This is a genomic window from Kiloniellales bacterium (genome assembly GCA_030066685.1).
Classification (GTDB): Bacteria; Pseudomonadota; Alphaproteobacteria; order Kiloniellales; family JAKSBE01; genus JAKSBE01.
On record JASJBF010000025.1, the window covers coordinates 16,076 to 40,895 of the forward strand.

The window sequence follows — 24,820 nt, forward strand, 5'->3', positions numbered from 1 at the left end:
ATCTACTTGGCCAGCCCCGCCGCTTCGATGGTCTGCCAGACCCGCCAGGGGGTGTGCGGCATGGGGGTGTGGGTGACGCCGTGCTGGGCGAAGGCGTCGACCACGGCGTTGGTGAAGGCCGGGACGCCGCCAACGTTGGGCGACTCGCCGACGCCCTTGGCGCCGATCGGGTGATGCGGCGAGGGCGTCACCGTGTGGTCGGTCTCCCAGAAGGGCGTCTCGACCGAAGTCGGGACGAAGTAGTCCTGGAAGCTGGCGCCGAGCACGTTGCCGGTCTCGTCGAAGACGATCTCCTGGCCCATGGCGATGGCGAAGGCCTCGGCCAGACCGCCGTGGACCTGGCCCTCGATGACCATCGGGTTGATCCGGGTGCCGCAGTCGTCGAGGGCGTAGAAGCGGCGCACCTTGACCTCGCCGGTCTGGCGGTCGATGTCGACGACGCAGATGTAGGCGCCGAAGGGATAGGTGAAGTTCGGCGGGTCGTAGTAGCTGGTCGTCTCCAGCCCCGGCTCCAGGCCCTCCGGCAGGTTGGTCGAGTAGGCGGCCATGCAGACGTCCTTCATGGTCGAGAAGCGCTCCGGCAGGCCCTTGACCTTGAAGCGGTCGACCTCCCATTCCAGGTCGTCCTCGCCGACCTCGAGCAGGTGGGCGGCGATCTTCTGCGCCTTGGCCCTGATCTTGCGCGCCGCGACCGCGCAGGCCGCGCCGGCGACGGGGGTCGAGCGCGAGCCGTAGGTGCCCAGGCCGTAGGGCGCGGTGTCGGTGTCGCCCTCCTCGACCGTGATTGCGTCCGAGGGCAGGCCGATCTCGGTGGCGACGATCTGGGCGAAGGTGGTCTCATGGCCCTGGCCCTGGCTCTTGGTGCCCAAGCGGACGATGGCCGAGCCGGTCGGATGGACCCGGATCTCGCAGGAATCGAACATGCCGAGGCCGACGATGTCGCAGTTGCGGGTCGGCCCGGCGCCGACGATCTCGGTGAAGGTCGAGATGCCGATGCCCATGAGCTCGCCCCGGGCCGCCTTCTCCTGCTGCTCGCGGCGCAGGCCGTCGTAGTCGACCGCTTCCAGGGCCTTCTTCAGGGCCGTCGGGTAGTCGCCGGAGTCGTACTCCCAGCCGAGGCAGGAGTCGTAGGGGAACTGCTCGGGCTGGACGAAGTTGCGCAGGCGGATCTCGGCCTTGTCGACCCCGATCTTCTGGGCCAGGACGTCGACCAGGCGCTCGATCAGGTAGGCCGCCTCGGTGACCCGGAAGGAGCAGCGGTAAGCCACCCCGCCCGGCGCCTTGTTGGTGTAGACCCCGTCCACCTCGACGTGCCCGGCGGCGATGTCGTAGCTGCCGGTGACGATGTTGAAGAAGCCGGCCGGCCACTTCATCGGCTGGGCGTGGGTGTTGAAGGCGCCGTGGTCGGCCAGGACCTTGGCGCGGATGGCGGTGATCTTGCCGTTCTCGTCGGCCGCCAGCTCGCCGGTCATGTGGTAGTCGCGGGCGAAGGCCGTGGTCGAGAGGTTGTCCATGCGGCTCTCGATCCACTTGACCGGCAGGCCGGTCACGATCGAGGCGGCCGCGGCGCAGACGTAGCCGGGATAGGCGCCGACCTTGTTGCCGAAGCCGCCGCCGACGTCCGGCGAGACGATGCGGATGTTGTTCTCGGACAGCCCGGTGATCAGCGAGACCACGGTGCGGATGACGTGCGGCGCCTGGAAGGTGCCGTAGACCGTGAGCACGCCGTTGATCGAGTCCATCGAGGCGACGCAGCCGCAGGTTTCCATCGGGCAGGGATGGTTGCGCGGATAGGCGATGTCCTCCTTGATGGTCACAGCGGCCGACGCGAAGGCGGCATCGGTGGCCGCCGCGTCGCCGACCTCCCAGTGGAAGATGTGGTTCGGATGCCGTCGATGGCCCTGGCCGACGTCGTCCTTCCCCGCGACATCGTCGCGCAGGATCGGGGCGTCGTCGTCCAGCGCCTTGCGCGGGTCGACCAGAACCGGCAGCTCCTCGTACTCGACCTCGACCGCCTGTACGCCGTCGGCGACGGCATAGCGGTCGGCGCCGACCACGAAGGCGACCTCCTGGTTCTGGAAGTGCACCTTCTTGTCGGCCAGGACCGCGGCCACGTCGCCGGCCAGGGTCGGCATCCAGTGGAGGCCCAGGGGCTCCAGGTCCTTGGCCGTGATCACCGCGGCGACGCCGGGCACGGCCAGGGCCGCCTCGGTGTTGATTGCCTTGATCTTGGCGTGCGCGTAGGGGCTGCGCACGAAGTCGCCGTAGACCATGCCGGGCAGCTTGATGTCGTCGACGTAGTTGCCCTTGCCGCGGATGAAGCGGGCGTCTTCCTTGCGCTTGCGGGCGGAGCCGATGCCGCCGAGGGTCGCCTCGCGCTCCTCGAGGGTCATTTCCTTGACGTCGTTCATTATTCGGCGGCCTCCCTGCCGGCGTTGATCTTGTCGGCGGCGTAGCGCACCGCCTTGACGATGTTCTGGTAGCCGGTACAGCGGCAGAGGTTGCCGGAGAGGCCCCAGCGGATCTCCTCGTCGGTCGGGTTGGGATTCTCCTGCAGCAGGCGGTGCGCCCGGACCAGCATGCCCGGCGTGCAGTAGCCGCACTGCAGGCCGTGCTCCTGCATGAAGCCTTCCTGCAGGGCCGAAAGGGTCCCGTCGGCTTCGGCCATGCCCTCGACCGTGGTGATCTGCCCGCCCTCGGCCTGGACCGCGAAGACCGTGCAGGACTTCACCGACTTGCCGTCGAGGTCGACGGTGCAGGCGCCGCAGTGCGAGGTCTCGCAGCCGATGTGCGGGCCGGTGAGGCCCACCTTCTCGCGCAGGAAGTGGATCAGCAGGGTGCGCGGCTCGACCAGCTCCTCGACCGCCGCGCCGTTGATGGTCATCTTGACCGGAATCTTGCTCATGTTCTTCTGTCTCCCCGCACTCAGGCGCTTGCCCGCTCGCGCGCCCGCGCGACGGCGCGCTGGACCATGACACCGGCGGCATGGCGCTTGAAGTCGGCCGGGCCGCGCAGGTCCTCGACCGGATCGGTGGCCTCCCGGGCCAGGCGGACGGCCTCGGCGACGGCGGTTGCGTCGAGGCTGCTGCCGACCAGAGCCTGGGCCGCCGCCTCGGCGAGGATCGGGGTCTGGCCGAGGTTGGTGAGCGCGATCGCCGCCTGGCTGCAGGTCCCGCCGTCCAGGCTCAGGACCACCGCGGCCGCGGCCGTGGCGTAGTCGCCGACCTTGCGCTTCAGCTTTTCGTAGGCCTGGCCCTGACCCTCGGGCGGCCGCGGGATGCGGACCGCGGTCAGGATCTCGTCCTCGCCCAGGGCGGTGAAGTAGGCGCCCTCGTAGAAGTCGCGGGCCGGGATCTCGCGCGCGCCGCTGGCGTTGCGGACCAGATAGGTCGCACCCAGGCACTGCATCACCGCCGGCAGGTCGTTGCCCGGATCGCCGTTGGCGACATTGCCGCCCAGGGTGCCACAGTAGCGCACCTGGGGATCGGCGATCAGGAGCGCGGTCTCCCGCAGGATCGGGCAGACGGCCTGAAGCAGCTCGGAGCCGATGATCTCGTGCTGCGTGGTCATGGCGCCGATCTCGAGGTTGCCGTCGGCCTCGCGGATGCCCCGCAACTCGGATAGGCTGCCGAGGTCGATGAGGTGGGCCGGCGCCGCCAGGCGCAGCTTCATCATGGGCACCAGGCTGTGGCCGCCGGCGATCACCCGGCCGTCCTCGCCGTGCTGGGCGAGAAGCGCCAGGGCTTCATCGACCGAGCCCGGCCGATGGTAGTCGAAGGGTCCTGGAATCACGGTCTAGCCTCTCCTGTATCGATTTCGGTCTCTAGCGGCCGTTATCGGCCCGGACCATCTTGGAGCTGTAGGAGCGCCCGACATCACAACCGCACGTCCAAGTCCGTCAGCTCGACTGCAAGGGTAACGAAAGTGAAACGAAAGGCCAACCGTGGCGCACCAACGGCAGTCCAGCTGCACGGGCGGCGGCCTGGGCGCACGAATGGCAGACCGAAGGCGCCCCGACCACGACCGCGGGACTAGAGCGGGATGACATGAAGCCGATCCAGCTTCATGTCTGAATCCCGTCTCTTTCAACAGTTTAGAGCACGATTCAGACAAGAGGTCGATTCGACCTTATGTCATCGTGCTCTAGGACGGTAGGCCTAGGGCCTCGCGCAGCCTCGACACGTTGCGGCGGCTGACCGGGACGCTGGCTCCGGCACGGCCGCCCAGGCGTACCACCGCCTGCTCGCGGTGCTTCTCGAAGGCCCGGGCGTGCTTCAGGTTGATGATGTGGCTGCGGTGGACCCGCAGGAAAACCGCCGGGTCCAGCCGGGCCTCCAGGTCGGAGAGCGAGAGGGAGCAGAAGTAGGTCTCGGCGCCGTCGAAGACCCTGGTGTAGTGGGCCTCGGCCTGGATCGAGACGATCTGCTCCGGGTCGAGCAGCAGGGTGGTCTTGTTGCGCTCGACCGGCAGGCGGGTGAGCCGCTCGGGCTCTAGGCCGTTCGCGGCCGGCCGGGATTCGCCAGCCGCCGGCGGTTGGCCAGCCTCGGCGCCAGTGCCGGGGACCGCCGGGTCGGGCAGGGCGATCAGCAGGGCCAGGCCGAAGATCAGGAAGGCCGCCAGGGCCACCACGATGGCCAGCAGGTAGGGGCTGAGCGCCGGCGCGGCGTGCTCGATCAGCACCTCGACCGGCAGGAAGGTGGCGGCCGCCATGGCCGTGTAATGCATGCCGGCGATCGCCAGGCCCATGACCACCGCGGCGGCCAGGGTCTGCCAGGGGCCTTTCAGGTTGAAGGCGAGCCAGAGCGCCAGGCTGGCCGCGGCGATGCCGACCAAGACCGAGGCGGCGACCAGCCCCCAGGCATAGCTGATCACGCAGTTGGCCCGCACCGCGGCCATGCCGATGTAATGCATGGAGGAGATGCCCAGGCCCATGAAGACGCCGGCGGCGGCCAGGCGGCGCAGGCTGGCCTCGCCGTAGCTGGCGACCGAAAGGCCGATCCCGGTGACCAGGATCGAGACCAGGGCCGAGATCAGGGTCAGCAGGACGTCATAGTTAATGGTGACCGGCAGCTCCAAAGCCAGCATGCCGACGAAGTGCATCGACCAGATGCCGCCGCCGATGGTGACCGCCGCCGCGGACAGCAGGGCCTTGCGCAGCGTGCCGCCCTGGCGCAGCAGGCCCCGCGCCAGGCGCAGCCCGGCGTAGGCGCCCAGGATGGCGATGACCACCGAGAGCAGGATCAGCAGCGGATCGTAGGTGGCAACCACGATGCCTCAGCCCCTGTGCCAAAGCCGTCGCGCACCTTGCGACGGGGGCATGATAGCATCTCTGGCGGAAAAGCACGCCGTTCCGCGCAGCGACGGCCGGCGGCCCGGAGGGATCGCCATGCCCGGCGACCTGCAAGGCAGGCACACCCCCTCCCGGACATGGCGACCGTGGTGTCTGCGGACGCCCGGATGGAGACGCCCGCCTCGGCACGAGACCGAGACCCGCATCCTGTCGCCTGTTTCGGGGTTCGACGGTGGGAAATCCCACAGCGCAGCAAAAAAACGCGCTGGCGGCGTGCTTTATCAGCTCCAATCCGGGCGCGGGATCGATTGGTAGGCCTCGCGCAGGGCGGCGGACCAGCTCTGTCGGATGCTCAGGAAGTAGGGATCATCCTCCGAGATCCGCCGCTTCAACTCGATCCGCTGGCTGTCGCGGCGGTAGACCAGCAGGTCCAGGGGCATGCCGACGGTCAGGTTGGAGCGCAGGGTGGAGTCCATCGAGATCAGGACCAGCTTGATGCCGTCGTCGATCTCGCTGCCGTGGGTCAGGACCCGGTCCAGGATCGGCTTGCCGTACTTGTGCTCGCCGATCTGCAGGAAGGGCGTCTCCTCGGTGGCCTCGATGAAGTTGCCCGCGGCGTAGACCTGGAAGAGGCGCATGTTGCGGTTCTTGATCTGCCCGGCCAGCAGGACCGAGACGTCGAAGGACAGGCCCTGGGCCTCGAGGGTCGGGCCATCGGTCTCGTAAACCTGGCGGACCGCGCGGCCGACCAACCGGGCGGCGCGGAACATCGAGGGCACCGTCAGGAGCGTCTCGCTCGCCCCGTCCTCGCCGTTCTCCAGGCCCTCGCTCAGGAGGTTGATCACCGCCTGGCTGATCGCCAGGTTCCCGGCGGTCATGGCGACGATGACCCGCTCGCCCGAGGTCTCGAAGACGTGCATCTTGCTGAAGGTCGAGATGTGGTCGACCCCGGCGTTGGTCCGCGTGTCCGACAGCAGGACCAGGCCGTCCTGCAGGTAGAGGCCAACGCAATATGTCATGGCCGCTGTCTCACTCCAGAGTCTGGATCCGGGCTGAAGGCTACTGTTGACTGGCGACGGCGGCAATCCGGACCTCGACTTCCAGGTCTTCGCTGGCCAGGCCGCGGCGCAGGCCGCGCACCGGGGCCGCGGTCTGGTAGTCCAGGCCGACCGCGGTGCGGACGTAGGCCTCGCCCGGCGAGACCCCGTTGGCCGGGTCGAAGCCGACCCAGCCCAGGCCCTCGACGTAGGCCTCGGCCCAGGCATGGCCGGCCTCGTAGGGCTCGGCGTTGTCGCCGGTCCAGAGGTAGCCGCTGACGTAGCGCGCCGGATAGCCCAGGCTCTGGGCGGCGGCGATGAAGACGTGGGCGTGGTCCTGGCAGACCCCTTCGCCCTTGGCCAGCGCCGCCGCGGCGGTGGTGGTCGTGTCGCTGGCGCCCAGGGTGTAGGCGATCCGATCGCGGATCGCGTCCATCAGACGGTGCAGGCGTTCGACGTCGTCAGAGACCCCGGCCACCGCGCCCGCGGCCAGGTCGCCGATCGCGGAATCGCGCTCGGTCATGGCGGTCGGGCGCAGAAAGAAGGCCGGCGGCAGACGTTCCTCGCCGCCGCGGACCACGCCATGGGTCTCGTTGGTCTCGACCTCGCCCTCGATCTCGATCGCGGTCTCGTCGTGGGCGCCGTTGACGGTGTGGACGTGGACGATGTTGCCGAAGCCGTCCTCGGAGACCGGCAGGGGCTCCTTGCGGCCGGGCACCCGAAGGTCCCAGCCGAGCACGCTCTGCCCGTCGTGCTCGCGGGGACAGAGGCGCAGCAGCTGGATCGTGTAGTCGATCCGCGAGTCGTAGCGGTACAGCGTGCGGTGCCGGACGTGAATCCGCATCTCGGGTCTCTTAGAAAAGGAAGAAATCCGATATCTCGTCGCCGAGCTCTAAGGTTCTATCGATGTATTCGGTTAAGAATTCGTGCAGGCCGGTCTGAAAGATGTTGTCGATTCGGCCGAAGCGCAAGCGGGCATGCAGCTCCCCGGCCAAGCGGTGGCATTCCCCGTAGTGGCCGCCGTAGGTTGCCCCCAAGAGGTCGAGATTGCTTGTGATTTCGTCGTAGCAAGCGCGCAGGGAGCGGGGCATCTCCGGCCGCAGGATCATCAGCTCGGCCACGTTCCAGGGCTTGACCCGGTCCCGGTAGACCCAGTGGTAGGCGCGCAGGGCCGAGACCGCGCGCAGGATTGAGGTCCAGTGGTGGTAGTCCAGGCCACCGCCGACCACCTCGTAGTCCGGCAGCAGCACGTGGTACTTGACGTCGAGGATACGCGCCGTGTTGTCGGCCCGCTCGATGTGGCTGCCCAGGCGGGCGAACCAGTAAGCATCGCTGCGCAGCATGGTGCTGCCGTAGGCGCCACGGAACAGCACCGCACGGGTCTTGACCCAGTCCGTGGCGCGGTTCAGATCCTCGGGCCGCAGGCCGCCGCCAAAGAGCTCGCGGCTCTCCTGCCAGGTGCCGTTCAGCGCCTCCCACATGTCGGTGGTGATGGCGGTGCGGACCGCGCGGGCATTCTGCCGCGCGGTGGTGATGCAGGACTGGACGCTGGAGGGGTTGTCCGGGTCGCGGAACAGGAAATCGACCGCGGCCGCCGTCGTGACCCTCGCGTGCTTCTTCACGAAGGCCGGCTCGCAGCCGGCGGCGATCAGCATCGAGCGCCATTCCTCGCCGCCGCGCGACAGCCCGGACATGCGCTGGCCCACTTCCAGAAGGCGCGCGACGTAGTCCATGCGCTCCATGTAGCGGGCGAGCCAATAGAGGTTGTTGGCGGTGCGGCTGAGCACCGTGTCAGCCCTGCGCCTGAGATTGCGGTCCGTCGTCCGGGGTCCGGATCACCCAGGTGTCCTTGGTGCCGCCGCCCTGGCTGGAGTTGACCACCAGCGAGCCCTCGCGCAGGGCGACCCGGGTCAGCCCGCCGGGCACGATGCGGACGTCCTGGCCGCAGAGCACGAAGGGCCGGAGGTCGACGTGGCGCGGGGCGACGCCGCTCTCGACGAAGGTCGGACAGGTCGAGAGCGCCAGTGTCGGCTGGGCGATGTAGCCGGCCGGCTTGGCTTTCAGCTTGGCTGCGAAGTCCTCGCGCTCGGCCCGGCTGGCGGTGGGACCGACCAGCATGCCGTAGCCGCCGGAGCCGTGGACGTCCTTCACCACCAGCTCGTCCAGGTGATCGAGGACGTAGGCCAGCTCCGCCTCGTCGCCGCAGGAGTGGGTCGGGACGTTCTTCAGGATCGGCTCCTCGCCCAGGTAGAAGCGGATCATCTCCGGCACGTGGATGTAGACCGCCTTGTCGTCGGCGATGCCGGCGCCGACCGCGTTGGCCAGGGTGACGTTGCCGGCCCGGTAGGCCTGCATCAGCCCGGGCACGCCGAGCGCCGAGTCCGGCCGGAAGGCGAGCGGATCGAGGAAATCGTCGTCGATCCGCCGGTAGATCACGTCGACCCGCGTCAGGCCGCGGGTCGAGCGCATGTAGACGACGTTGTCCTCGACGATGAGGTCCTGGCCCTCGACCAGCTCGACGCCCATCTCGTCGGCCAGGAAGCAGTGCTCGTAGTAGGCGCTGTTGTAGGCGCCCGGGGTCAGCAGGGCGACGGTCGGCTCGTCCTTGCAGTTCGGCGGCGCCACCGAGGCCAGCACGCCGAGCAGCTCCTCCGGATAGTGCGAGACCGGGGCGATGTCATGGGTCTCGAAGAGCTCCGGGAAGAGCCGCATCATGACCTCGCGGTCCTCGATCATGTAGGACACGCCGGAAGGGGTGCGGCAGTTGTCCTCCAGGACGTAGAACTCCTCGGGCCCGACCCGGACCATGTCGATTCCGGCGATGTGGGTGTAGACCCGCTGCGGCACGTCGAAGCTCTGCATCTCAGGCCGGAAGCTCTCGTTGTGCAGGACCAGGCCCTCGGGGACCTTGCCGGCGCGGATGATCTCGCGCTCGTGATAGACGTCCCAGATGAAGGCGTTGAGCGCCTTGACCCGCTGCTCCAGGCCGCGGGCGATATGCGACCACTCCTCCTCGTCGAGGATCCGGGGGATGATGTCGAAGGGAATCAGCCGCTCGGGATCGCCGCCTTCGGTGTAGACCGCGAAGGTGATGCCGATGCGCTTGAACAAGAGCTCGGCCTCGCGGCGCTTGAGCGCCAGCAGGTCCGGCGAGACCGCCGTCAGCCAGTCCTCGACCCGGCGGTACTGGGCCCGGCAGTCCCCCGCCGTGCCGTTCATCTCGTCGAAGGCGGTTTTTGTCATTGTCCTCCCTGTGCCCGGACAGGGTCCCCCGCGAAACGGGCGCAGGTCAAGGCTTCAGGCGACCTGACTCGTCGGAATCGGCCGCAGCCTCGGATCCCTCGGCCCGCGCCACCTCGATGGCGAAGGAGGTGCCCGAGGCCATGACGACCTGGAGCAGGAGCAGCCGCGTCTCGCCCGCGCCGGGCAGGGCAGGGCGCGGCAGATCGAGGGCCAGGCCGGTCACGGTCTTCTTGTCCCCGGGCGCCAGGGTCAGCGGGTGGTCGATCAGGGGGCCCGCCGCGCCCCGGTCGGGAAGCGGCTCCTCGTTGATCGCATCCAGATAGCCGGCGGCGAGCCGGAAGCCGGCGACCTCCAGGGCCTGGGGATAGCCGCGGTTGGGCTCCAGGGCGACCGCCTCAAGCTCCAGGACCAGCTTGCCGTCCCGTTCCTCGAGCAGGCAGTGGCCACGGACCCAGAGGCCCCAGTCGCTGCCGTAGGTATTGATGTAGAGCCGCTCGGCGGCCGCCGGCGGCGACCCGGGGTCGAGCAGGCAGAACAGCAGGAGGCCGGCCGCCGCGATCCACCCAGCCGCGCGCGGCCGGGCTAGCGTTCGGCGACGACCGTCGCCCCGCAGGGCAGAGGATAGGTGAGAGCGGTCGGATCCGCAGCGAAGGTCCGCTCGGGCAGGAAGCAGGTGATGCGGCCCTGCCCGTCGTGCCAGTAGAGGTGGGGGTTGCTGCCCGCGGTGTCGAAGTGCAGGTGCGGAAGCTCGGGGACCGCACCCTTTCCGGAGACGCCGACGGTGCCGATCTGCTGGCCGCGCCGCACGGTATCGCCGACCGCGACCAGGATCTCGTCGAGGTGGAGATAGCGGGTGACCAGCGCAGGGTCCTCGCCGCTTCCGCCGTGGGCGATCTCGACCCGGCGTCCCGCCACCTCGCGGGCGCCCGCCGCCTTGACCACGCCGTCCGCCGCGGCCAGGACCGGGGTTCCGATCCGGGCGAGGATGTCGATCCCGCTGTGCTGCGGCCGGATCATCTTCCGCTTGGCGCGCAGCCCGCCGAGGACCCCGCGCGCCGAGCGATAGTCGGAGATGATCGACGGCGCTTCCTCCGGCATGACCAGAGGCAACTCGTGCGGCCGCCCCTCGCCGTAGTAGCGCCAGACCGCGCCGCGGCGCGCCGGCGCGGGCAGCGCCCGGGCCCGCCCCACCGCGGCCTTCTCGGGGTCCCAGACCACCGAGTTGCCGATGGCGTAGAGCTGGCATTCGGTCCCGGAGCGGGTCTCGCAGGCGCGCAGAGCGATTCGGTTCGCCTCCCACTGGCTGCGATAGCCGTGGCTCCAGCCCCAGGAGCTCCGGGTGACCGAGACCGCAAAGGCCTTCTTGAAGCGCAGGTCGGTGTAGCGCTCCAGATCCCCGAGAACACCGGGGTCCTTGAAGGGCGCGCTTGAGGCCAGGGACCGGGACCAGAAGTCGGCCGACGCGGCGCCCGGGGGCAGGACGAAGAGCAGCCCGCAGAGCACCGAGAAAGCAATCGTCCTGATCATCACCGCTTCCTGCGTCGAATGCGCGAGGTCCCCGGATTCGCGCGACCGCGTCGGACGACTCTCGAAGACAGAGCCTAAGAAAGGATAAAGGCCTCCTAAATCCCTCGAGGCGTGGAGAGGCGCGTGCCATGTCGCTCGACGCGCTCCGGTCACGAGGCCTCGGAGTGCGCTTCATGCCGGAAGGCGGCGGTGATCAGCGCCTTTGTGTAGGTTTCCTTCGGACGTTCGTAGATCGCCTCGGTCACGCCCTGCTCGACCACGCGGCCGTCCTTCATCACCACCACCTCGTCGGCCATGGCGCGCACCACCGCCAGGTCGTGGCTGATGAAGATGTAGGTCAGGCCGTTCGCCGCCTGCAGCTCGCGCAGCAGGGCCAGGACCTGCTTCTGCACCGAGCGGTCGAGCGCCGAGGTCGGCTCGTCGAGCACGACCAGCTTGGGCTTGAGGATCATGGCCCGGGCGATGGCGATGCGCTGGCGCTGCCCGCCGGAGAACTCGTGCGGGAAGCGGTTGCGCATCAGGGGATCGAGCTGCACCTCCTCCAGCGCCTGCGCGGCACGACGGTCGCGCTCCCTGGCCGAGAGCTCCGGCTCGTGGACCAGCAGGCCCTCGGTGACGATCTGGCCGACGGTCATGCGCGGCGAGAGCGAGCCGAAGGGGTCCTGGAAGACCAGCTGCAGCTCGCGGCGCAGCGGGCGCAGCGCCGCGCGGTCCTGGCCCTGCAGGTCCCGGCCTTTGTAGCGGATGGCGCCTTTGCTCGGCAGCAGGCGCAGCAGCGCCCGGCCCAGGGTCGACTTGCCGGAGCCGGACTCGCCGACCACGCCGAGGGTCTGGCCCTCGCGCAGGGCGAGGTCGATGCCGTCGACGGCGCGGACCTCGTGCTTGTCGCGCGACAGCCAGCCGCCGCCGAGCCGGAAGATCACCTTCAGGTCCCGGCCCTCCAGCAGCAGGGGCTCGGCCGCCGGCACCGCGGGCTTGCGGCCTTCCGGCTCGGCGGCCAGCAGCATCTTGGTGTAGTCGTGCTCGGGCCGGGCCAGGATCTGGGCCGTCGGGCCGGTCTCGACCACCCGTCCCTCCTGCATGACGTAGACCCGCTCGGCGAAGTCTCGGACGATGCCCAGGTCGTGGGTGATGAAGACGATGGCCATGCCGAGGCGCCGCTGCAGCTCGGCCAGCAGGTCCAGGATCTGCGCCTGGATGGTGACGTCGAGCGCGGTGGTCGGCTCGTCGGCGATCAGGATCTCCGGGCCGTTGGCGAGCGCCATGGCGATCATCGCCCGCTGGCGCTGGCCGCCGGAGAGCTCGTGAGGATAGGACTGGAGGCGGCGCTCGGGCTCCGGGATGCCGACCAGCTTCAGGAGCTCCAGGACCCGCGGCCGCGCCTGGGCGCGGCTGATCCCCTTGTGGTGGACCAGCGGCTCGGCGATCTGCCGGCCGATGGTGTAGAGCGGATCCAGCGAGGTCATCGGCTCCTGGAAGATCATCGAGAGCCTCTCGCCGCGGTAGCGGTTAAGCGCCCGGGCGGAGAGCCCCAGAAGCTCCTCTCCGCGGAAGCGCACCGAGCCCTCGGTCCGGCCGTTCTGGGCCAGCAGGCCCATGGTCGCCATCATCAGCTGGCTCTTGCCCGAGCCGGACTCACCGACGATGGCGATGGTCTCGCCGGCGCGCACCTGAAGGTCGACGCCGCGCACGGCGTGGACCTCGCCGTTCGGGGTCGAGAAGCGGACGTGGAGCCCGCGGCTCTCCAGGATCGGCTCTCCGGCGGCGCTCACGGCTAGCGGTCCTTGGGGTCGAGGGCGTCGCGCAGCCCGTCGCCGATGAAGTTGAGGGCGAAGAGCGTCGCCATCAGGAAGAGCGAGGGGAAGATCAGCATCCAGGTCGCGCCCTGGATGTTGCGCGCGCCCTCCGAGATCAGCACGCCCCAGGAGGTCATGGGCTCCTGCACCCCGAGGCCGAGGAAGGACAGGAAGCTCTCCAGCAGGATCACTTTGGGCACCATCAGGGTCATGTAGATCACCACCGGCCCCAGGGTGTTGGGCACGACGTGGCGGCGCAGGATGCCGCGGGCGCCGACGCCCAGCGCCTCGGCCGCCTGGACGTACTCCTGGCGCTTGATGGAGAGGGTCTGGCCGCGGACGATGCGCGCCATGTCGAGCCACTCGATGGCACCGACGGCGATGAACATCAGCACGAAGTTGCGGCCGAAGAAGACCACCAGCAGGATGACGAAGAAGATGAAGGGCAGCGAATAGAGGATATCGACCACCCGCATCATCATCATGTCGACCCGGCCGCCGAGGTAGCCGGAGACGGCGCCGTAGGTCACGCCGATGAAGAGCGCGACGAAGGTCGCCAGCAGGCCGATGGTCAGAGAGATCCGGCCGGCGATCAGGGTCCGGGTCAGGAGGTCGCGGCCGTTGGAGTCGGTCCCGAAGAGGAAGTAGAGCCGCTCGACCTCGGCCGAGAGCATCATGCGCTTCCCGTCCGCCGAAGTCTCCTCGACCCGGGTGTTGGAGAAGTCGTTGGCCCGGTCGAGGTAGCGGGTGGTCCGCGGATCGATCGCCCGGCTCGAGGTCACGGTGACGAAGACGCGGCCGCCCTCCTCGCGCCAGTCCTCCACCGTGACCCGGGCGCGGCGCAGGGCGCTCTCCAGGCCGGGGCCGATCTGCTCGGCCCGGGGGTAGGGCGTCAGGCTGGCCGGGACCTTGACGTAGCTGCGGTAGACCGCGTCGAAGGGATGCGGCGAGAGCCAGGGCCCGACCACGCAGGCCAGGACCATCAGGACCAGGAGCGCCGCGCTGGCGACCGCCGCCCGGTTGGCCTTGAGCCGGTCCCAGGCGTCGTCCCAGAGCGAACGGCCGCGCTGCGGCTCGGCGCCGGTCCCGGCTTGCTCCTCGGCGGGTCGCTGGGCGATGGCCATGGCCGCCTCAGTCGTAGCGCACGCGCGGATCGAGGACCGCGTAGAGCAGGTCGACGATCAGATTGAAGACGATGATGAAGACGGCGATCATGATCACCGTGCCCATCACCAGGGTGTAGTCCCGGTTCAGCGCCCCCTGGACGAAGTAACGCCCGACCCCCGGAATGCCGAAGATGGTCTCGATCACCACCGAGCCGGTCAGCAGCGCCGCTGCCGCCGGACCCAGGTAGGAGACCACCGGCAGCAGGGCGCCGCGCAGGGCGTGGACGCCGACCACCACGTAGCCCGGCAGCCCGTTGGCCCGGGCGGTGCGGATGTGGTTGGCGCGCAGCATCTCGATCATGCTGCCGCGGGTCAGCCGGGCGATGATCGCAACCTGCGGCAGGGCCAGGGTGAAGACCGGCAGGACCTTGTTGATCAGGGCGCCGTCGCCCCAGCCGCCGGCCGGCAGCCAGCCCAGCCAGATCGCGAAGAGCAGGGTCAGCAGGGGCGCGACGACGAAGTTGGGGATCGTGATCCCGATGGTCGCCGTCGCCATGACCGCGACGTCGGTCCCGCGGTTCTGGCGCAGGGCGGCGATGACGCCGAGCAGCCCGCCCACCAGCAGCGCCAGCAGCAGCGCGGCGCTGCCGAGCTGGATCGAGATCGGCAGCCCGCGGGCGAAGAGCTCGTTCACCGAGAAGTCGCGGAAGTAGAAGCTGGGGCCCAGGTCGCCGCGCAGCAGGCTCTCCAGGTAGAGCGCGTACTGCTGCCAAAGCGGCTTGTCGAGCTGGTAGATCCGGTTGAGGTTCTCCATCACCTTGGCTTCCAGCGGCCGCTCCAGGTCGAAGGGGCCGCCCGGCGCCACCCGGATCAGGAAGAAGGCGACGGTGACGATGATGAAGAGGGTCGGGACCGCACCGAAGAAACGTCTCGCCACGTAGCTGAACATGGCCGTCGCTCCGCCGCGGTCCCGGTCATCCCCCTACAAGGCTGCGGCTACTCCACGATCGACATGAAGCGGGTCGGATGGACGTTCTGGATGTTGTCCTCCCAGCCGACGAGCTTGTCGGAGACCATGCTCAAGGAGCCGTAGTACATCAGCGGGATGAAGGGCAGGTCACGCATGAAAAGCTCTTCCGCCTTCTTCAGGATGTTGGCCCGCTTGTCCAGGTCGGTCTCGGCCGCCGCCTGGTCCATCAGGGAATCGTACTCCGGATTTTTGTAGTTGGCGTAGTTGAAGCCGTCGTTGTCGCTCTCGACCATGAACAGGAAATTCTGCGGGTCGGAGTAGTCGCCGATCCAGCCGGCGCGGGCGACGTCGAAGTCGCCCTTGTCGCGCAGGTGGGCGTAGTGGGTCTTGGTGTCGGTGTTGAGCATCGAGACCTCGACCCCCAAGGGCTTCCACATGTCGGCGATGGCCACGGCCGTGTTCTTGTGGTTCTCCGAGGTGTTGTAGCGGATCTCGACCTTCAGCGGCTTGTCCGGCCCGAAACCGGCTTCCTTGAGCAAAGCCGCGGCCTTGTCCTCCCGGTCGATCATCGACATGTCCTTGTAGTCGGCGAAGGCCGGGTCGACGTAGTTGCCGATGCCCGGGGGCACGAAGGAGTAGCCGGCGACCATGGCGCCGCCCCAGATCTCCTCGGCGATGAACTCGCGGTCGACGGCCATGGACAGGGCCTGGCGCACGCGGACGTCGTCGAAGGGCGCCTTGTCGGCCTTGACCGCGTAGTAGTAGGTGCCGAGGTAGGGCGCGACGCGGAACTGCTTGCCCAGGTTCTCGCGCATCCACTTGATCTGCTCGGTCGGCGCGTCGTTGTTGGAATGCAGTTCGCCAGCCTGGAAACGGCGCAGCGCGGCGCCGCGATCCTCGGTCGGATGATAGAAGACCGTGTCGATCTTGACGTTGGCGGCGTCGTGGAACTTGGCGTTCTTGACCGACTTGACGTGGGCGTTCGGGATGAACTCGGCGAGCACGTAGGCGCCGTTGGTGACGATGTTCTCAGGCCGGACGAAGTCGCTGCCGTGCTTCTCGACCGTGGCCGGGTGGACCGGCAGGCCGGTCTGATGGGTCAGGAGCTCCAGGAAGAAGGGCGTCGAGGCCTCGAGAGTGATCTCCAGGGTGCGGTCGTCGACCGCCTTGACGCCCAGGGTTTCCGGCAGGGCCTCGCCCTTGTTGATCTTTTCCGCGTTCTTGACCGGGTAGAGGATGTTGGCGTACTTGGCGCCGGTCGCCGGCTTCATGATCCGGCGCAGCGAGTAGACGAAGTCGCCGGCGACCACGGGATCGCCGTTCGACCACTTGGCGTCGCCGCGCAGCTTGAAGGTGTAGACCGTGCCGTCGTCCGAGACAGACCAGCTCTCGGCGACGCCGGGGATGACCTCGGCCTTGGCGTTGTAGATCACCAGGCCCTCGTAGAGGTCGCGCAGGATGTTCGACTCGTAGATCGTCGAGGTCTTGTGCTGGTCGAGGGTCTCCGGATCCGCCGTGTTGCCGCGGTGGTAGACCATCTCGGCGGCGGCTGCGAAGCTCCCCGCCACGGCGAGCGAAACCGCGAGGACCGCGGTCCTCAGCGAGGTCATGAGCATAGCGATACTCCCTGTCCGTGCACGCGCCAGCGGATCGCCGTCCGCCGGTGTTTGGGGAACACTATCCCCCCTCTGGGGTTCCGACAATCCACAACTTGGACGGGCAGAAAGCCCGATAACATCAGGTTAATGGACGGATAGCCCGTCAGAACTATCCCGCCGCCAGGCGGTCGCGGGCGAGCTGGACCCAGTAGGAGATGCCAAGCTCCAGAGCGTCGTCGTTGAAGTCGTAGCCCGGGTTGTGCAGGTCGGCCGTGTCGCCGTTGCCCAGGAAGATGTAGGCGCCCGGCTTCTCCAGCAGCATGTAGGCGAAGTCCTCGGAGCCCATGACCGGCCGGGTATCGGGGTCGACCCGCGCCGCGCCGGCCACGGCGGCGGCGGCGGTGGCGGCGGCGTCGGTCTCGCCGGCATGGTTCTCGGTCGGCGGATAGCCCTCGCGGTAGTCCAGGTTGATGGTGACCCCAAGGGCCTTCTCGGTGCCCTCGCAGATCTCGGTCATGCGCCGGCGGACCATCTGCCGGGTCTCCTCGCTGAGGGCGCGGACCGTGCCGCCCAGGGTCGCGCGCTGTGGGATGACGTTGTGAGTGTCGCCAGCGTGGAGCATGGTGATCGAGAGCACGCCGGTGGTCAGGGGGTCCAGGGTGCGGCTGATGATCGACTGGAAGGCCTGCACCAGCTGGCCGGCGGCGACCACAGGATCGACGCAGGTGTGCGGCCATGCGGCGTGGCCGCCGCGGCCCTCGACCGTGATGTCCCAATAGTCGGAGGAGGCCATCTGGGCGCCCGGGCGGATGCCGAAGTGGCCCTGCGGGATGCCCGGCATGTTGTGCAGGCCGTAGACCTCGTCGCAGGCGTAGCGCTCGAAGAGGCCGTCGTCGATCATCGCCTTGGCCCCGGCCCCGCCCTCCTCGGCGGGCTGGAAGATGAAGCAGAGCTGCCCTGAGAAGTCGCGGTTCTCGGCCAGGTAGGCGGCGGCGCCCAGAAGCATGGCGGTATGGCCGTCGTGGCCGCAGGCGTGCATCACGTTCTCGTGCACGGACTTGTAGGCCAGGTCGTTGGCCTCGTGGATCGGCAGAGCGTCCATGTCGGCGCGCAGGCCGATCATGCGCGCCCTGTCGCCGCCTTCTCCGGTCAGCAGGCCGACCACCCCGGTCTTGCCCAGGCCCTCGTGCACCTCGAGCCCGAAGCCGCGCAGCTTCTCGGCGACGAAGGCCGCCGTGCCGACCTCCTCGTAGCGCAGCTCGGGGTGCCGATGGATGTGGTGGCGCCAGCCTCTGGCCTCCTCCGCCAGGGCCTTGATCCGGTTCGAGATCGTCATGCTCCGCTCCGCTGTCGTGACCGGCCGGTACCATGGCTGAGCGGGCGGCGCGGGGCAATGAGGGAGAGTCGTTCCGGAGGGGCGAAGGCGGTGTGCCCCCCTCACCCTCCCACAGCGCTCACGCGCTGCGGGTCCCTCTCCCTCCAGGGGAGAGGGACTTTTGGCCGCGCACCCATTTCCCTCTCCCGCGGGGAGAGGGAGGGGCCCGACGCGAAGCGTTGGGAGGGTGAGGGGGCGTTGTCAGGCCCGCTTCCGCGCCCGGCCTATCTCCGCCGTGACCAGGCCCTTGCGGCGGTCCGCCTCGCGGCGGGCGGGGTCGCGCTCGGCCGGGGGGCCGTAACCGCCGCCGCCGGGGAGTTCCAGGATCAGGGTCCGGCCGGCCGGGACGATCTGCTTGCCCTTGGCCTTGAGGGGACGGCCGTCGGAGAGCGCGATGCGGCCGGGCGCGCCGGGCGCGCCGCCGTGGCGGCCGCGGGCCGGATGGTCGATGCGGTCGAAGAGCGCGAAGACGGCGAAGGGCGCGCCCTGGGCGTGGCCGATCTCGATCACCTGGCCGAGGCCGCCGCGCCGCCGCCCGGCGCCGCCGGAATCGGGCCGGTACTCCTTGCGGTGATAGAGGACGGGGGCGACGGTCTCGGTGATCTCGACCGGCGTGTTGCGCACCCCCGAGGGAAAAGCCGTGGCCGAGAGGCCGTCGCCGCCCGGGCGGGCGCCGGCACCGCCGGAGTGGAAGATGGTCACCGAGAAGGGCGTCGCCGATCCGTAGTCGGTCTCGCCGACGATGCCGCGGCCGCCGGAGAGCATGGGGTTCCAGAGGCTGGAGCTGCCCTCGGCGGGGGCGCAGCCCGGCAGGGCCTGCTCCAGGCAGCCGAGCACCACGTCGGGCAGCATCTGGCCGGTGACGTGGCGCACGTTGACCGCCGCCGGACGCGGGGCGTTGAGGATCGAGCCCTTGGGCGCGGTCACCCGGATCGGCGCCAGGGAGCCGGCGTTGTTGGGGATCTGCGCCCCCAGGACGCAGCGGACTCCGAAGGAGGCATAGGCCTGGGTGTAGGTCAGCGGCACGTTGACCCCGAAGGCCGACATGGCCGAGGAGCCGGAGAAGTCGAGGTCGAGACCGTCGGCGCCCAAAGTCATCAGCGCCCGCAGGGTCACCGGGCGGTCGTAGCCGTCGACGGTCATGGCGTTCTCGTAGACCCCGGCAGGCAGGGCGCGGATCTCGGCCAGCATGGCGTCGCTCGAGGCAGTGAGGATGTGCGCGCCAACCGCGTCGAGGCTCTCCAGGCCGAACTCGGCCATCATCTCGGCCAGGCGCCGGGCGCCGACCTCGTTGCTGACCGCCAGGGAATAGAGGTCGCCGACGACCTGGTCCGGCTCGCGGACGTTGGCGCGGACGATCTCCAGCAGGGAGTCCTCGGCCGTACCGGCGCGGAACAGGGGCAGCGGCGGGATGCAGAGCCCTTCCTCGAAGACCTCGCCGGCGTCGGGGCCGAAGCCGCTGCCGCCGATGTCGACGACGTGCACCGTGGAGGCGAAGAGCGCGACCAGGCGGCCGCCGTGGAAGGCGGGGCTGACCACGGTGAAGTCGAAGAGATGCCCGGTGCCGAGCCAGGGATCGTTGGTCACGTAGGCGTCGCCCGGCGCCATGGTCTCCGCCGGGAAGCGCCGCAGGAAATGGCCGACCGAGGCCGCCATGGCGTTGACGTGGCCCGGCGTGCCGGTGACCGCCTGTGCGAGCATGCGGCCCTGAAGGTCGAAGATCCCGGCCGAGAGGTCGCCGGCCTCGCGCACCGTGGTCGAGAAGGCGGTGCGGATCAGGGCCTGGGCCTGCTCCTCGACGATGGAGATCAGGCGGTCCCAGGCGACCTGGCGGCGCAGGCCCTCGGAGACCGCGGCGGTGGCCGCGCCGCGCCGCTCCAACAGGAGGGCACCCCCGGTCCCGACGCGGGCCCGATAGCCCGGCGCGACCAGGGTCGTGGTCTGGTCCTCGACGATCACCGCCGGGCCAGCGACCTCCGCGCCCGCGGCGAGCTCGATCCGCCGGTGGACCGCCGCCGCCACGACCTCGCCGCCGAGCAGGCGCAGGCGGCGGCGGCCGATGGCCCCTGCTTCCGAGGCCGCAGACGTATCCGCCGCCACGGGCACCACCGGGGCCGGCGCGCTCAGGGTCAGCGACCAGGTCAGGACTTCGATCTCCAGCCCCGGCACGCTGCGGCCGTACTGCGCCTGGTAGGCGGCCTCGAAGGCCCGGCGCAGGGTCTCGGCGTCGGCGGCCGTCAGCTCGGTATTGGGCAGGGTCACCTTGATCTCATGGCCTTGACCGACGTAGCGGACGTAGGCGTGGCGCTCGGCCTCGAGCGGCCCCTCCGGGGCGCCGAGGCGGACCACGGCCTCGGCCTCAACGGCCATCTCCGCGAAGAGCGCGTTGAGCGCCGCCGCGTCGAAACCGGCGAGCCGGGTGTAGCGGCTGCGCACCACCTCGTAGGCGATGGGCGCCAGGAGGAAGCCAATGGCCGAGCCGACCCCGGCGTCGGTCGGCACGATCACGCGGGCGATGCCCAGCTTCTCGGCCAGGCGTGCGGCGTGCAGGGGCGCCGCGCCGCCGAAGGCGATCAGGGTGCGGGCCGCGACCTCCTTGCCGCGCTCCACGGCGTGGACCCGGGCGGCCGAGGCCATGGCCTCGTCGACGATCTCGGCCACAGCCTCGGCGGCGGCGGGAGCGTCAAGATCGAGGCCCGCGCCGACGCCACTTTCCAGGGCGGCCGCGGCGGCGTCCCTATCCAGGGTCATGCGGCCGCCGGCGAAGCCCTCGGGGTCGAGCCTTCCGAGCAGGAGGTCGGCGTCGGTCACCGTCGGCGACCTGCCGCCGCGGCCGTAGCAGGCCGGCCCCGGCTCGGCACCCGCGCTCTCGGGCCCGACCGCCACCCGGCCCAGGGAATCGACCCGGGCGATCGAGCCGCCGCCGGCGCCGATCTCGACCATCTCGACGACCGGGATCTTCACCGGCAGGCCGCTGCCCTTCATGAAGCGGTGGGCGCGGTCGATCTCGAAGCTGCGCGAGAGCTGCGGCCGGCCCCCGTCGATCAGGCAGATCTTGGCGGTGGTGCCGCCCATGTCGAAGGACAGCACCCGGTCCTCGCCCAGGCTGCGCGCGATGTGGCAGGCCAGAATCGCGCCCCCGGCCGGCCCGGACTCGACCAAGCGGATCGGAAAACGCGCCGCGGTCTCCAGGGTGACCAGGTTGCCGCCCGAGGTCATGACCAAGCAGGGGCAGGCGAAGCCCGCCGCCTCCAGGCGCACCGCGATCTCCGCCAGGTAGCGCGCCATCAGGGGCCGGACGTAGGCGTTGGCGCAGGTCGTCGACTGGCGGTCATACTCGCGCACCTCGGGGCAGACCTCGGAGGCCAGGGTGACCGGCAGCCCGGGATGGACGGCCCGGAAGATCTCGGCGATGCGGCGCTCGTGCTCCGGGTTGGCGTAGCCGTGCAAGAGGCCGACCGCCAGGCTCTCGACCCCCTGGCGCTCGAACTCCGGCAGCCAAGCCTCGACCGAGGCCTCGTCCAGCGGGGCCAGCACCCCGCCGCGCCAGTCGCAGCGCTCGCGCACCGGCCAGCGCAGGTCGCGCGGCACCAAGGGCGCCGGCCGCTCGGCCTCCAGGTCGTACTGGGCGAAGCGGTTCTCGTAGGCCATCTCCAGGGAGTCGCGATGGCCCTCGGTGACGATCAGCGCGGTCTTCGCGCCCTTGCGCTCGATCAGGGCGTTGGTCGCCAGGGTCGTGCCGTGCAGGATCAGCCCGACGTCGCCCGGTGCCGTGCCGGTCTCGCTCAGCACCCGCGCGATGCCGGCGAGGAAGCCCTCGGCCGGCTGGGCCGGCGTGGTCAGAACCTTGGCGGTGTGCAGCCGGCCGTCCCTCTCCAGGGCGATGTCGGTGAAGGTGCCGCCGATATCGACCGCCAGACGTGCCTGCGCCCCTGACATGACCGCGCTCCCGAGTCCCTCTCGGAGTCGACTCTAGCGCGGCGCGGGCGCCTGTCGAGCCGCCGCCCTAGACCGGCTTGCGCGCGACCGCATAGACCGCGCCGGTCTCGATCCCGGCGACGCCTTCGAGGCGCAGCCGCGCCAGGTTCGCCTCACGGACCTTGCGGGCCTCCTCCGCCGAGAGCAGGTCGATGGTCGCGCGGAAGCCGGAGCCGAGGGCGATGGTCCACCAGTCCTCGACCTTGGACAGCGGCTGGACCCCCGCCTCCGCCGTCACCTCCGGGGCGGCCGCCCCGCCCTCCAGGAACAGACGGGTCACCGCCTCCGGCTCGGTGATCCGGGTCCAGGGCCGGAAGTCGTTGACGAGGTCCGGCCGGAAAAAGCGGACCGCGTCCCAGAAGGTGCGGCTGCCGGGCTCGAAAGCCTCGGTGCCCCAGGTCGTGACCGCAAGGCGCCCGCCCGGCCGGACCAGTCGCCAGAGCCTGGCGATCTGGGCCTCCATGTCGGGGGCGAAGAAGAGGGCGAAGACGCAGACCACGGCGTCGAAGCTGGCGTCCGGGAAACCGAGATCGGTCATGTCGCCGTAGCGGAACTCGGCGTTGCCCAGGCCGAGCCTTGCGGCCTTGATCCGCGCCCGCTCCAGCAGGGCCTCGGCCAGGTCGACGCCGATCACCCGGCCCTCGGGCCCGACCGCGCGGGCCGCGGGCAGCGCCGAGGCGCCGGCGCCGCAGCCGACGTCCAGCACGCGGTCGCCCAACGCAGGAGCCAGGCGCTCCACAGTTCGGTCGCCGATACGGTCCCAGAAGGCCAGCGGCGGTTCGTCGAAGTGATCGGCGGCGGCGTTGTAGGTCGCGGCCGCCCTTGCCTTGGCTGCGTCGAGGCAATCCAGCATGTCTTTCGTCTCCTTGAGGCGCGCAGCGCCGTGGCGCGGCGGGTTCAGACGAAGTAGGCGCCGGGCAGGTCCAGGACCGGGGCCGGTTCCGGCGCCGCCGGCGGCAGGCCGAGCCGCCGGTTGGCCGGCAGCGCGACGTCGATCAGCTTGGGCCTGGGTAGGTTCAGGCCGTTCATCAGGTCGACGTAGTCCCGGACGCAGCCGACCTGGAGCCGCGGGTTGAAGGCGCGCTCCTCGCCGATGGTGCTGACCGAGTCGCCCTTGTAGTCGTGGCCCGGAAAGACCAGGGTCTCGTCCGGCAGGCGAAGCAGTCTGCCGAAGATCGACTCGTACTGGGCGGCGGGATCGCCGCCTTGGAAGTCGGTCCGTCCGGTGCCGCGGATGAAGAGCGTATCGCCGGTCAGCACCCGGCCGCCCAGAAGGAAGCTGTAGGAGTCGGGGGTATGTCCCGGCGTGTGCAAGGCCCGCAGGGTGATGCCGTCGAGGTCGATCACCTCCCCGTCTGCGACCCGCAGGGAGACCAGCTCGGCCTCGGTTTCCCGGCCCATGACGGTCATGCAGTCGGTGCATTGGGAGAGCCGCCCGGCGCCGGTCACGTGGTCGGCATGCAGGTGGGTGTCGATCGCCATCACCAGGGAGAGCCTGAGCTCCTCGAGCAGCGTGAGATAGCGATCGACCTGCTCCAGCACTGGATCGACCAGGCAGGCCTCGCCGCCCTGCCGGCTGGCGATCAGGTAGCTGTAGGAGCAGGAGCCCTGGTGGAAGAGCTGACGGAAGATCATCTTTCGGAGTCCTCATCCGGCCGGAACCGGGACCTTCGGCGCCCCGGCTCCGGCCGCGTCTCTTGCCGTGGCTAGCGCACTTCCCGATCAGACGCCTTCGCGTCTGGCCGGGAGTCGTGCGCTATGACTCTGAAGGTAGGCCATGACATCCGGTCAGATGGATCGCGAAGCGATTCCATCTGACCGGATAATGCCCTAGTGTCCCGATTCTGAAATTCGCAAGAGCGAATTTCGGAATCAAAGGGACACTATCTCATTGAATCTAGTGTGATTCAGCTTCCAAAGCTCGGCACATGAAATGTGCCGAACTTCGAAACCATCACACTAGAGCTTCAGGTCCCGGGGCACGGGACCGTCGAGCGCGGCCTGCGGCCCGGCGGCCTTGGGCAGGTCGTCGGCCGCGCCCCACTCCGCCCAGGAGCGGTCGTAGCTGCGCACCCGCGGGAAGCCGAGCAGCCGCAGGGCGAAGTAGGAATGGGCCGCGGCCTTGCCGTTCTGACAGTGCACCGCGACGTTCTTCTCCCGGGTCACGCCCTGCGCCGCGAAGTGCGCGACGAGCTCGGCGGCTGGCTTCAGGGTCCCATCCTCGGCGAGGTTCTGCTTCCAGGGGATGCTCCGCGCCCAGGGGATGTGGCCCGCCCGGAAGAGCTTGGGCGGACGCACGTCGATGACCACGGTCGCCGGATCACTGCGGTGATCGAGCAGCCACTCGGCGGTGGCCAGGCGCCGCGGCGTGATCGTCAGGCCGAAGGTCCGGGCCTCGAAGACGGGGACCCGGTCGCTGACCTCGCGGCCTTCCGCCTGCCACTTGGGGAAGCCGCCGTTCAGGACCGCGGCCTTGCGATGCCCGAAGTACTCGAGCATCCAGAACAGCCGGGCGGCGTGGAACCCGCCCTTGTCGTCGTAGAGCACGACCTTCGAGGTCCGGTCGATGCCCAGCGCTCCGAGTTTGGCGGCCAGGACCTCGGCCGGCAGCAGGGTGCCCTCGACATGGCTCTCGGGATCGATCACCGCGTCGGCGGAGAGGTGCAGGGCCTGCGGGATGTGCCCGGCGTCATAGGCCGCCTTCGGTCGCACGTCGAGGATCCGCAAGTCCGGGTCGACCGGCCCGGTGGGATCGTCGAGCCAGGCCGCCAGCTCATGCGTCTCCACCAGGAGCTGCGGGTTGGGGTAGTCCTCCGTCCAGGCGGGTCGTGCCGCCGTGGCGACGAGGAGCAGGCCGGCCAGGGCCGGCGCAAGGATTTTGGCATTCATCGTCTCTTGTT

The 24,820-nt window shown here is 69.7% G+C and carries 19 protein-coding genes; all 19 read right to left on the reverse strand.

Going from position 1 to position 24,820, the window contains the following annotated elements; genetic code table 11:
• Positions 1-2: 2 nt before the first annotated feature.
• The 19 genes from QNJ30_14415 to QNJ30_14505 all read right to left on the reverse strand — a co-directional run bounded on the left by QNJ30_14415 (position 3) and on the right by QNJ30_14505 (position 24,809).
• Positions 3-2,411: an aerobic carbon-monoxide dehydrogenase large subunit gene (locus QNJ30_14415; GenBank protein ID MDJ0944656.1), complete on the reverse strand. Its 2,409-nt coding sequence runs from the start codon at positions 2,409-2,411 to the stop codon at positions 3-5.
• The gene (locus QNJ30_14420; protein MDJ0944657.1) at positions 2,411-2,905 is read right to left on the reverse strand and encodes a (2Fe-2S)-binding protein; all 495 of its coding nucleotides are present in this window, start codon (positions 2,903-2,905) and stop codon (positions 2,411-2,413) included. The genes QNJ30_14415 and QNJ30_14420 overlap by 1 nt, the downstream gene beginning before the upstream one ends.
• A gap of 20 nt (positions 2,906-2,925) precedes the next feature.
• Entirely contained in the window at positions 2,926-3,792 is an 867-nt protein-coding gene (locus tag QNJ30_14425) for a xanthine dehydrogenase family protein subunit M (protein MDJ0944658.1), read from the reverse strand.
• Between the two features lie 351 nt (positions 3,793-4,143).
• Positions 4,144-5,268, reverse strand: coding sequence for an MHYT domain-containing protein (locus tag QNJ30_14430; GenBank protein ID MDJ0944659.1), 1,125 nt, complete (start codon positions 5,266-5,268; stop codon positions 4,144-4,146).
• Positions 5,269-5,571: 303 nt separating this feature from the next.
• Positions 5,572-6,309 carry a proteasome-type protease gene (locus QNJ30_14435; protein MDJ0944660.1) on the reverse strand — a complete coding sequence of 246 codons (738 nt, stop codon included), beginning with the start codon at positions 6,307-6,309 and terminating at the stop codon, positions 5,572-5,574.
• A gap of 40 nt (positions 6,310-6,349) precedes the next feature.
• A complete protein-coding gene (locus tag QNJ30_14440; protein ID MDJ0944661.1) occupies positions 6,350-7,171 on the reverse strand; it encodes a transglutaminase family protein in 822 nt (273 codons plus the stop codon).
• A gap of 10 nt (positions 7,172-7,181) precedes the next feature.
• Entirely contained in the window at positions 7,182-8,114 is a 933-nt protein-coding gene (locus tag QNJ30_14445) for an alpha-E domain-containing protein (protein ID MDJ0944662.1), read from the reverse strand.
• Positions 8,115-8,118: 4 nt separating this feature from the next.
• A complete protein-coding gene (locus QNJ30_14450; GenBank protein MDJ0944663.1) occupies positions 8,119-9,570 on the reverse strand; it encodes a circularly permuted type 2 ATP-grasp protein in 1,452 nt (483 codons plus the stop codon).
• A 46-nt stretch (positions 9,571-9,616) separates the two neighbouring features.
• Entirely contained in the window at positions 9,617-9,793 is a 177-nt protein-coding gene (locus QNJ30_14455) for a hypothetical protein (protein MDJ0944664.1), read from the reverse strand.
• 359 nt (positions 9,794-10,152) lie between these two features.
• Positions 10,153-11,097 (reverse strand): peptidoglycan DD-metalloendopeptidase family protein, encoded by a 945-nt coding sequence (locus tag QNJ30_14460; protein MDJ0944665.1) that lies wholly within the window; start codon positions 11,095-11,097, stop codon positions 10,153-10,155.
• Positions 11,098-11,246: 149 nt separating this feature from the next.
• Positions 11,247-12,869 (reverse strand): ABC transporter ATP-binding protein, encoded by a 1,623-nt coding sequence (locus tag QNJ30_14465; protein MDJ0944666.1) that lies wholly within the window; start codon positions 12,867-12,869, stop codon positions 11,247-11,249.
• 2 nt (positions 12,870-12,871) lie between these two features.
• The gene (locus tag QNJ30_14470; GenBank protein MDJ0944667.1) at positions 12,872-14,017 is read right to left on the reverse strand and encodes an ABC transporter permease subunit; all 1,146 of its coding nucleotides are present in this window, start codon (positions 14,015-14,017) and stop codon (positions 12,872-12,874) included.
• A 7-nt stretch (positions 14,018-14,024) separates the two neighbouring features.
• On the reverse strand, positions 14,025-14,948 hold the full coding sequence (oppB, locus tag QNJ30_14475; GenBank protein MDJ0944668.1) for an oligopeptide ABC transporter permease OppB: 924 nt from the start codon (positions 14,946-14,948) through the stop codon (positions 14,025-14,027).
• Between the two features lie 47 nt (positions 14,949-14,995).
• A complete protein-coding gene (locus QNJ30_14480) occupies positions 14,996-16,579 on the reverse strand; it encodes a peptide ABC transporter substrate-binding protein (protein ID MDJ0944669.1) in 1,584 nt (527 codons plus the stop codon).
• Between the two features lie 157 nt (positions 16,580-16,736).
• The gene (locus tag QNJ30_14485; protein MDJ0944670.1) at positions 16,737-17,903 is read right to left on the reverse strand and encodes a M20 aminoacylase family protein; all 1,167 of its coding nucleotides are present in this window, start codon (positions 17,901-17,903) and stop codon (positions 16,737-16,739) included.
• A gap of 240 nt (positions 17,904-18,143) precedes the next feature.
• Entirely contained in the window at positions 18,144-21,881 is a 3,738-nt protein-coding gene (locus QNJ30_14490; protein MDJ0944671.1) for a hydantoinase B/oxoprolinase family protein, read from the reverse strand.
• Between the two features lie 67 nt (positions 21,882-21,948).
• Positions 21,949-22,773: a methyltransferase domain-containing protein gene (locus tag QNJ30_14495; GenBank protein ID MDJ0944672.1), complete on the reverse strand. Its 825-nt coding sequence runs from the start codon at positions 22,771-22,773 to the stop codon at positions 21,949-21,951.
• 44 nt (positions 22,774-22,817) lie between these two features.
• Positions 22,818-23,555 (reverse strand): MBL fold metallo-hydrolase, encoded by a 738-nt coding sequence (locus QNJ30_14500; protein ID MDJ0944673.1) that lies wholly within the window; start codon positions 23,553-23,555, stop codon positions 22,818-22,820.
• A 324-nt stretch (positions 23,556-23,879) separates the two neighbouring features.
• A complete protein-coding gene (locus QNJ30_14505) occupies positions 23,880-24,809 on the reverse strand; it encodes a sulfurtransferase (protein MDJ0944674.1) in 930 nt (309 codons plus the stop codon).
• Positions 24,810-24,820 lie beyond the last annotated feature (11 nt).